Source organism: Rhodococcus sp. O3 (genome assembly GCF_048897285.1).
Taxonomy (GTDB): domain Bacteria; phylum Actinomycetota; class Actinomycetes; order Mycobacteriales; family Mycobacteriaceae; genus Rhodococcus.
In genome coordinates, this window is the sequence record NZ_JBMBTE010000181.1 from 1 (window position 1) to 7127 (window position 7127).

A 7127-nucleotide genomic window follows, 5' to 3' on the forward strand; every position below is an offset into this window, starting at 1 on the left:
GGAATTGCATCGCTGTTGCCTGCTGTGCCGCTGCCGCTCCCAGGGGCGGCCGTTGTGGTGCTGGAGTGAGCGGTGGTTGTTGCGTGCGGCGTGCTGGAATGCGTTGTCGTTGTCGTTGTCGTTGTCGTTGGTGAAGTTCCGGAGTCGTCGTCGCCGCATGCGGCGATCAGGAACGGCATCGCAGATGCGGTGATCAGTGCTGCCAGGCGTCTCTTCATGGAACTCGAAATCCTCTCGATTGTAGGTCTACGGAGCTGTTTTTCTGTGATTGACACTGGTCGTGGTCTGATGCGAATTGCTGCGATTCGACGGATCACGGCAATGGTGCGCCAGGAGGGCTTGGCGGGCAGGAGAATCGGTGTGGCGGAGCCAGAGCGCTTGCACCGGAGCCATCGGACGTCCTTCGAGTTCGGCCACCACGATTCGGTCACCGTGCATCGGCCCGGGTGCTGCGGTGACGAGTGCGTACTGGTCAAGGTCGTTCACCGAGGCGGTTGGGGCGAGTCCGCGGACGGAGCTGTGGACGGTCCTGGGTTCAAAGCCCGCGGTGCGACAGACGCCGATCAGAAAGTCGAGATGCGCCTGGTCCCCTGGGAAGTCGGGAAGCACGAGGTAGTCCTCAGCCAGATCGGCGACCGAGATCGCCGGTCGACCAGCGAGTCGGTGGTCAGCAGTGAACGCAACTCGCAGCGGCGAATAGCCGATCACCGCATGAGCGAAATGAGGTGAATCGTCGGCGCCGTGCCTGAGCACAAGATCGGTGTGCCCGGTCCGCAGCGACGCCTCGACCTCGTCCGAAGAGAGTTGCCGCCCGACGACGGTGACGGGCGAGGTGCCACTGCGGATCGGCTCGGTCAGTGCGTATACCTCGTCGGGTGTGATCGTCGACAGATAGCCGACGACGACGCGGGTCTCGCGGTCATCGGCCACGGTGCGGGCGGCTCGGGTCAAGGCCTCGGCCGCGTGAAGCAGCGGCATGGCGCCGTCACGGAGAACCTCTCCAGCAGGTGTCAACGTGAGTCTGCGTCCGATGCGGTGCAGAAGTTGGACGCCGAGATCACGCTCGAGCGAACGTATTGTTCCGCTCACAGCCTGCTGCGTCAGCTGCAACTCCTGGGCGGCATGGGTCATGTTGAGGTGGTCCGCGACGGCGAGGAACTGGCGAACACGCCGAAGGTCGTAAAGCTCGGTTCGCGTTGTGCTGGAAAGGTATTCGTGCAACGTCGTCGTTCCTCAGTGTGCCGACTCGGAAGCCCGGTCATCGACGGGGTGCGGGAGGTCTCGGCCGCAGACATCCCTGAACGATCTGACACGCGCCTCTGTGTCGAGCAGGGGCGTGATCCGTGCCCGAATCCCCTGCCGATCCTGGGCGTAGTGCCCGGAGCCGCATACTCGGCGAAGGCGGTCGGCGGCGTGAGTCATCTCGTAACTCCGTAGTGGGGAGGTGGACCTGTGGTGCTCTCGAAGGATCGCCCTGTGGTGCACGACCTGCCCGTGAATGGATCCTGAGAACCGGCGGTAGCTTCGTGTGGACGAGGAGTTACGACGTGTGTTGGACCTGGGTGCCGCCTGCCCAGCGATCGTGGAGGCCCTGTTTCGATGAGCTCTTGGCGATCGTCACCGCTATGGCGATACGGAGGGCGAGGTCGACGACCCCGCCAAGGAATGGAATGGCGCTGACCACCAGGAACGCGTTCCTGGTTGCCGACTGGCCGACCGACGGCCGCGCGGTGGCCGGGCCCGTCACTCTCAACCCCAGCAGTCGCTTACCGAGCGTTGCGCCCCAGGTCGACTCGCAGAGAACGAAGTACCCATACGTTACGGCCGCAGTGAGGCCGATGAGGACGAAGACGTCGTCGCGCAGACCGAGAATGGACAGGACGCAGAACATGACGATGGCGACGATCACCGAATCGAGGATTCGTGCGGCAAATCGGACGCCGAGCCCCGCCGGCCGAACCGGCACGGTTGGCGCCTCCTCGCTCGACGCCCACTCCTGCGACTCGGATCCAGGTGTCACCATTGTCTTCCTCCCGCATGTCTGTCCGGAGATCGGCCGTGCGATCGCCGGACCGCGTAACTGGCGCGTTGTTGGACAGCGCGTATTCCTGTAACAGACGGAACGCTAACTCATCGGCCACGCGCGCGATGTGCGGCGATGCGGTTCCACCCCTTGGGATTCGGCGTTACTTGTCGGTAACCGCGGGGGTGCGGAGCTATCAGCCCTGGTCCTGCCGCCGCAGGCCGCCAAAGGTAAGTGTTGGTTGTCGAAGTATCGGAATTTTTTGTTTCTGGAGTGGTAGCGAAACGGAATAATGTGCAGCTTTGGGAATTGCTCGTTGCCGTTGCTACCATCGCCTGCGAATCGAGGACATCCGTGACAATGCCTGCCGAGGGCCCTCGGGTGGCGAGCGAGAAGCCCACAGCCTCACCAGGATCAGCTGTTGACACGCTTGGCGAGTCGGACACCTCGAGCTGGATGGCAGGGCGGGTGACGGCAGTTCTGCGTCGGGTGCCACTGACGGTGACGGTGTGCGTGGCCTTGGTCGTGACCGGAGTCGTCTCGGGCGGACTGTGGAAGTCGGTTCGAGGCACAGCGTGGTTCGATACGATCGCCTACGGTGTGCCCGAGCTGCGACAGGGAAATCTGTGGCCGGTCTTCGCGGGTTCCTGGTTCGGTCTCACGCCGATCCAGTACGTGTCGCTGGTGGTGCTGGCCGCTGCCGGGTTCGGCATCGGGGAGTGGCGTCTCGGCACCCGCGCCACTGCAATCGTCGCGGTCGCCGGCCAAGTGGTCGGTGTTGTGGGCGCATGCGGGCTGATCATGCTGGCGGACACAATCGGCTGGGCGTGGGCGGAGTCGCTCGCCGACGTGCGTGATGTCGGATGCACGACCGCCGTCGTGGCCGTTCTCGCCGCGACTACCGCTACGGTGCCCTCGCCGTGGCGTCTGCGCACGAGGGCACTGCTCTACGGCTACGTCATCGTGTCATTCCTGTTCCTGGGGAGTTTCGCCGACGCGACGCACCTGGTTGCGTTCACAGCTTTCCTCGTCGTCGGTGAACGGTGGCTCTCACGTGGTGAACGCGGGCTTCGGCCGAGGACGCGCCGAGAAGCACGCCTGGTCGCGTCCGTCGGCCTGTGGGTGATCGCCGCGGTTCACGTGATTGTCTACTTCTTCCCCGGCGACGGACCCTTCGGCCCGACCGCCGCCCACGAAGCGTCACTCTGGTCGACGCTGGTCAACGTCTTGATTGCCGGTCTGCTGGCGGACCAGCTGCGCCGGGGACGCCGAGGGGTCTGGTGGATCGTCCTCGGCTACGCACTTCTGTCCGCCACTGCCACGCTGTTGGTGCTGATCCTGGTCATTGCGACCGGATTCGACAGCGGGGGCGCGGTCACCGCTGGAACCGGGTTGCTCTGGGCGGGTGAGGCGTTCCTGCTGATCGCCGGGCGCAGCGCGTTCACCGTGCCCTGGAGACGCGCCTCGGGAACCGAGGACGTGGCCGTAGACGACGTGCGGAATCTCATCCGCAGGCACGGCGGCAACACGATGTCGTGGATGATCACCTGGAACGACATGCACCACTTCTCCACGGCCGACATCGACGGCGTGATCGGATATCGGCGTCACGCGGGTGCCCTCGTCGCCCTGGCCGGGCCCATCGCGGCGGACGGGGAACGTCCGAACCTGATCGCGGCCTTCCTGCGATTCGCCGAGTCGCAGGCTGCGATGCCATGCCTGTTCTCGGTGTCGGAGGACACCGCTCGGGTCGCCGAGGGGACGGGGTGGCGGACACTGCAGATCGCCGAAGACACCATCATCGACCTTCCGAACCTCACCCTGGCCGGAAAGAAGTGGCAGAAGGTGCGTTCGGCACTGAACAAGGCAGAGAAGAACGGTACCGAATGCGTGCTCGGGCGGCTGTCCGAACAATCGGACGGGATCCTCGGTCAGGTCCGGGAGATCTCTGAGCAATGGGTGGGCGAGAAGGAATTGCCTGAGATGGGATTCACTCTCGGCACCGTCGAGGAAGCTCTCGACGACGATGTACGCGTGGCCCTGGCCGTGGACACGTCGGAGACTGTTCAGGCGGTGCTGTCATGGCTCCCCGTCTACCGAGGTGACGGCGAGATCCGCGGATGGACCCTCGATGTCATGCGTAAACGCAACGGCCCTGACACCAACAACATGATCGAGTTCCTGATCGCTCGGTCGGCTCTGGCATTCAAAGATGAGGGCGCGGAGTTCATCTCGCTCTCCGGTGCACCGTTGGCCCGCGCGGACCAGTCCGCCGAGATCCGGGGAATCGACCGTGGTCTCGACCTCCTGGGGCAGACTCTCGAACCCTTCTACGGTTTCCGGTCCCTGCATCGGTTCAAAGCGAAGTTCAACCCGCGCTACGAGCCGGTGTTCTTGTGCTACCGCGACGAAGCGGACCTGCCCCGGATCGGTGTCGCGCTGTCGCGAGCCTTCCTGCCTGATGCCACACCTCGCCAGATGATGGCACTGGTGCAGAGCGCGCGCGAATGAGCGAGTGGTTCACTTCGACAATCGCCGACACCGGTCGTCTGCCGCTGTTCTGCATGATGATCGCCTTCGGGCTCGCGTTCGTGTTCATCCGCACCAGCACCCGGCTCATCCGCGCTGAGGTCCCCTGGTGGCCCGGAAACGTCACCCCAGGAGGCATACACATCCATCACGTGGTGTTCGGTCTGGTCCTGATGCTGGCCTCGGGATTCGGGTTCGTAGGGATCGCCAGCTATCACACCCCTGTAGCCAATTGCGTGTTCGCGTCGCTTTTCGGAATCGGCTCGGCACTCGTACTCGACGAATTCGCGTTGGTGCTGCACCTGAGGGACGTGTACTGGAGCGAGGAGGGACGCGCCAGCGTCGATGCGGTCTTCGTGGCATTCGCCATCACCGTCCTGTTCGCTCTCGGGATTCATCCCATCGGGATGGACGGTGAAGCGATCGACCGGGACTCACGGGCAATGGAAGTGGTGAGCGTGATCATCCTGGTGCTCCAATACGCGCTGGCGATCGTCACCCTGGCCAAGGGGAAGATCTGGACCGGACTGATCGGGTTGTTCTTCCCCCTCCTCATCGTTGTCGGCGCCGTGCGGATTGCGCGACCACGTTCACCCTGGGCGCGGTGGCGTTACGCCCAGCAGCCGACGAAGCTGCGGGTCGCACTCGGCAGAGAGCGCCGCTATCGTGCACCCGTGTCGCGCAGCAAGATTCGTCTGCAGGAAGCGATCGCCGGGCGGCACGACCTCACACTGTGAGGGGAGCGGTTGCGCTCGCGCTCGCCCGGTTCTGCGCACTACCAGCTGTGACCGGTGACGGCGTCAACGACGCGGCCTATCTGGTCGTCGGTGAGCGTCGGCCACAGCGGCAGCCGAATGAGGGTCGACGCGAACTCGGCGCTGCGACTGCACGGCTCCGGGGTACGACCGTACTTCAGGCCGGCGGGACTCGTGTCGAGCGGAACGTAGTGGAACGGCGCAACGATCCCCTGTTCAGCGAGGTCGGTGATGAGCGCGTCTCGCCGGGCTTCGTCCGGCATCCGCAGGTAGTACAGGTGCGCGGTGTGCTCACGGTCGGGCGGAACAGTCATGCGACGGACGCCGCGCCGGTCCGCCCAGTCGGAAAACGCGGACGCATAGGCACTCCACACACGATGACGCTCGGCCTGGATCGTCGCGAACTCGTCGAGCTGTGCGTCGAGGACTGCTGCGTTCAGTTCGCTGGGCAGGTAGCTCGAACCGTGGTCCCACCACGAGTACTTGTCGACGAGACCCCTGAGGAATCGTGCACGGTCGGTGCCCTTCTCGCGAATGATCTCGGCGCGTTCGGCGAGGATGTCGTCGCTGAGCAGCAGGGCTCCGCCCTCGCCGCAATGGATGTTCTTGGTGTCGTGGAAGCTCTGAGTGCCGAAGGTGCCGATGGTGCCCAGCGGGCGGTCCTGCCAGGCTCCCCCGAGCCCGTGGGCGTTGTCCTCGATCAGGTGGAACCCGTGAACGTCCGCGAGATACAGCAGCGGGGCCATGTCCGCCGCCACTCCTCCGTAGTGCATCACGATGACTGCCCGGGTTCGGTGGGTGATCGCGTCGGCGACCGCCGACGGATCCACGTTGCCGGTGTCCGGGTCTATGTCGACGAAGACACACGTTGCTCCGCGCAGCGTCACGGCGGTCGCGGCCGAGGTGAAGGCGAAGCTCGGGACGATCACTTCGTCGCCGGGGCCGAGGTCGAGCAGTATGCAGCTCAGTTCGAGTGCGTGGGTGCACGATGTCGTCAGCAGCACGTGGGGTGCCGAGGTTATGTGCCGGAGCTTGGTCGTCGCCGCCTTGGTGAACGGGCCGTCGCCGTGGAGGTGGCCCGAATCCAGCGCTGCGCGCAGGTTCTTCATCTCGCGGAGGGCTGGGTAGGGGCGGCTGAATGAAATTCGGCCGGTCGTCATTGCGGGCTCCGCGGTGTTTCGGTGCCTGTAGGCGGTGCGTTCTCGGGCGGTGCCGAGCTGAGGCGGCGTCGGTTCTCGTCGAGACGAGGTGTCGGCGAGTCGACGGTGAGGTAGAGCGGTCGGCCGGCGAGGATGTGCAGCCCCACGCCCAGGTACTCGGCGATGAGACCGAGGGAGATCAGCGTCACGCCCGAGCACAACAGCAGCGCGACGATGGTCGACGCCCACCCTTCAGGACTGTCATCGTCGGTGAACAGCGTCTGCCAGATGATGACCGTCGCCAGTGCGGCTCCGGCGAGCGCGAGCGCGAAGCCGACGGCGCTGACCAAGCGGAGACCGCGGGTTCCACTGCACAGGAACATCTTCCAGAACAGAGACAGCAGCCTACGGTAGTTGTAGCCGGACTGTTCGCGGTATTCCTGCCTCAGCACGACCGGGACGGAGGCCGTGGTACCGACCACCCAGGACAGCGCCACGTCCAGGTAGGTGCCGTTCGCGGCGACACCGGCCAGGCTGCGTCCGATGTCACCGCGGATCAGCCGGAAGCTCTCGAACCGGGTGGATGCAGGAAACGAGAAAACTGTGGCCAGGACCAGTTTCGCGCCGCGTGAAGTGAGGTTGCGCAGCGCGCTGTGCGGGCGTGTGTTGCTCGGTCTGGAG

The 7127-nt window shown here is 64.9% G+C and carries 5 protein-coding genes and 1 pseudogene; 2 read left to right on the top strand and 4 right to left on the bottom strand.

Going from position 1 to position 7127, the window contains the following annotated elements; all coding sequences use genetic code 11:
- Nucleotides 1-246: 246 nt before the first annotated feature.
- Nucleotides 247-1221, bottom strand: coding sequence for a LysR family transcriptional regulator (locus ACN675_RS26695; RefSeq protein WP_420753691.1), 975 nt, complete (start codon nucleotides 1219-1221; stop codon nucleotides 247-249).
- 319 nt (nucleotides 1222-1540) lie between these two features.
- On the bottom strand, nucleotides 1541-2023 hold the full coding sequence (locus ACN675_RS26700; RefSeq protein ID WP_420753692.1) for an RDD family protein: 483 nt from the start codon (nucleotides 2021-2023) through the stop codon (nucleotides 1541-1543).
- Nucleotides 2024-2491: 468 nt separating this feature from the next.
- Between ACN675_RS26700 and ACN675_RS26705 the strand changes: the two genes are divergently transcribed.
- A complete protein-coding gene (locus ACN675_RS26705) occupies nucleotides 2492-4534 on the top strand; it encodes a bifunctional lysylphosphatidylglycerol flippase/synthetase MprF (RefSeq protein ID WP_420753693.1) in 2043 nt (680 codons plus the stop codon).
- The gene (locus tag ACN675_RS26710) at nucleotides 4531-5289 is read left to right on the top strand and encodes a hypothetical protein (protein WP_420753694.1); all 759 of its coding nucleotides are present in this window, start codon (nucleotides 4531-4533) and stop codon (nucleotides 5287-5289) included. The genes ACN675_RS26705 and ACN675_RS26710 overlap by 4 nt, the downstream gene beginning before the upstream one ends.
- 38 nt (nucleotides 5290-5327) lie before the next feature.
- On the opposite strand, the gene rffA is transcribed toward ACN675_RS26710, so the two are convergent.
- Nucleotides 5328-6467 (bottom strand): dTDP-4-amino-4,6-dideoxygalactose transaminase, encoded by a 1140-nt coding sequence (rffA, locus tag ACN675_RS26715; protein WP_420753695.1) that lies wholly within the window; start codon nucleotides 6465-6467, stop codon nucleotides 5328-5330.
- A pseudogene (locus tag ACN675_RS26720) lies at nucleotides 6464-7127 on the bottom strand (glycosyltransferase); the annotation flags it as partial. The gene rffA and the pseudogene ACN675_RS26720, both read right to left, overlap by 4 nt.